The organism is Methanosarcina spelaei (assembly GCF_002287235.1).
Lineage (GTDB): Archaea > Halobacteriota > Methanosarcinia > Methanosarcinales > Methanosarcinaceae > Methanosarcina > Methanosarcina spelaei.
The window spans coordinates 1-1,838 of the sequence record NZ_LMVP01000241.1 but is presented as its reverse complement, the minus strand read 5'-3'; the positions used below and the strand labels follow the sequence as shown (position 1 = coordinate 1,838).

The window sequence follows — 1,838 nt, the reverse complement described above, 5'->3', positions numbered from 1 at the left end:
AAATTCTTGATCGAGAAATCTCTCAAAGTGCTGCATTCAGACTTCAGATCTGTCTGAAACTCATAAAGAGTATTGATGATGAGATCGAAGCTTTAGAGAAAGAAATTTTCAATTATGCTTATAAAAAGCATAAGCGAGAAATGGAGATTTTAATGTCAGTTCCAGGTATAGGAGAACTTGGTGCGGCAATTTTACTTGCTGAAATAGGCAATTTCAAGGATTTTTCTTCTGGAGATAAGCTTGCTTCCTGGCTTGGTCTGGTTCCTAATGTGTATCAATCTGCAGATAAATACCACAACGGAAGAATCACAAAGAGAGGATCAAAGGGAGCAAGATGGATTCTTACGCAGATTTCTCAAGCAGCGGCAAGAAAGAATAACAGTAAGTTAAAAGAGTTTTTTAACAGGAAAAAGAAGTCAATTGGGCATTCCAAGGCAATTATTGCCTTGGCAAGGAAAATTGCAACGATAATATGGCATCTTATCGTAAACGATGAGATATACGAAGATGGAACTGGATATCAAAAAGGAGAAATTCAAAAGAGGAAGATTGTTGAGACAGAAATATTCTCAGTTGATGAACGAATAAAAATAATTAGTGAAATATTTGCGATAATGGAAAAAGAAGGTGAAGAGAGCACGTGAGGAAGATATCCTCATGTACTTTCATGCTAAATATGGATCTAAGTCAACAGTACATAGATTCCATCTATATCTGTGTGAACATGGTATTTATCAGAAGATTTTCAATGAACTTTTAAACAAAGGTTACGATTTGAATAAAATAGGTCTTTCTCACTGCTTTACTGATACAAAGGATGTTCCGGCTAAAAAAGGGGGAATATCGGTTACGATGGACACAAAAAAATAAAAGGAATAAAAATAAGCGTTTTAGTAGATCTACAGGGTTTACCTCTCTCGATTATTATTGTTCCTGCAAATAAGAATGATTCTACACTTTATATACCTACACTTAAAAATTTTAATATAAAGAGACCTGTAGGAAGGCCTGTTAACAGGCCTTCCAAAGTAACAGCTGATGCAATGTATGATACAGCTAAAATTAGAAAATATAACAGGAGAAGAGGAATAAAGTCCAATATACCAGTAAATAAAAGAAATAGGAAGAAAAAGAAGAGAGGAAGACCAATAAGTGCGACAAGAAGTTAAATCATGAATTGCGGAAACGCTACTCCTTCCATTCGGAGCAATCCTACCAGGATGTGCGTCACTAGTAATGGTGGGGTGCAAAGCTCCTGGGACAATGTGAAGACCTCTGAAAGTCCAATTCAGAATACTTGCTAGGATAAGGGTTCTATGGAGAACGTAAAGTGAATCATTGCAAGAGTCGTTACTTCCAACAAGCGAAACTGGACTTGCGCTTGAACCAAAAGGTACGGAATCAGACTGTAGTGGTTTTATTTCAGTCGAATACCCCGCTAGCTTGCTGCGGGGATGGAAACTTCCCCGGTAACCGTTGATAATAATAAAATTTCTCAATTCCATTTTCGATTACTAACTTCTGCTCACACTAAATTGTTTAGGGTTATTATTTCCTTTAACGGAATTTTGAGCGGTGGCGCGAACATACCCCGTTGCTTGCAGCGGGGTGCGCCAGCGCAACTTTGATTGACACTATAGGGAATGGACAAACGGTTCCCGGCTTATAGATGACCCCTAAGGAATCCATTAATATTCATGATTTAGAACTTGGTAAGCCCTATATTTTCTCCTTTTTTTTTTTTTAATTAAAAAAAAAAGAAGGTAGAAACCTTGTGAAAGGAATCGATGGCATAGAGGGTAGAGGATTCAGTAAAAAGCGAATACTAACCCGTAATA

Annotated in this window: 3 protein-coding genes; all 3 read left to right on the top strand. The window is 37.2% G+C overall.

What is annotated here, in order from left to right; genetic code table 11:
- Nucleotides 1-644, top strand: a 644-nt coding sequence (locus tag ASJ81_RS12055; protein WP_141241560.1) for an IS110 family transposase, incomplete at its 5' end; no start/stop codon positions are given.
- Entirely contained in the window at nucleotides 628-870 is a 243-nt protein-coding gene (locus tag ASJ81_RS12050) for a hypothetical protein (RefSeq protein WP_141241697.1), read from the top strand. The genes ASJ81_RS12055 and ASJ81_RS12050, both read left to right, overlap by 17 nt.
- On the top strand, nucleotides 843-1,169 hold the full coding sequence (locus ASJ81_RS12045) for a transposase (RefSeq protein WP_095644266.1): 327 nt from the start codon (nucleotides 843-845) through the stop codon (nucleotides 1,167-1,169). The genes ASJ81_RS12050 and ASJ81_RS12045 overlap by 28 nt, the downstream gene beginning before the upstream one ends.
- Nucleotides 1,170-1,838 lie beyond the last annotated feature (669 nt).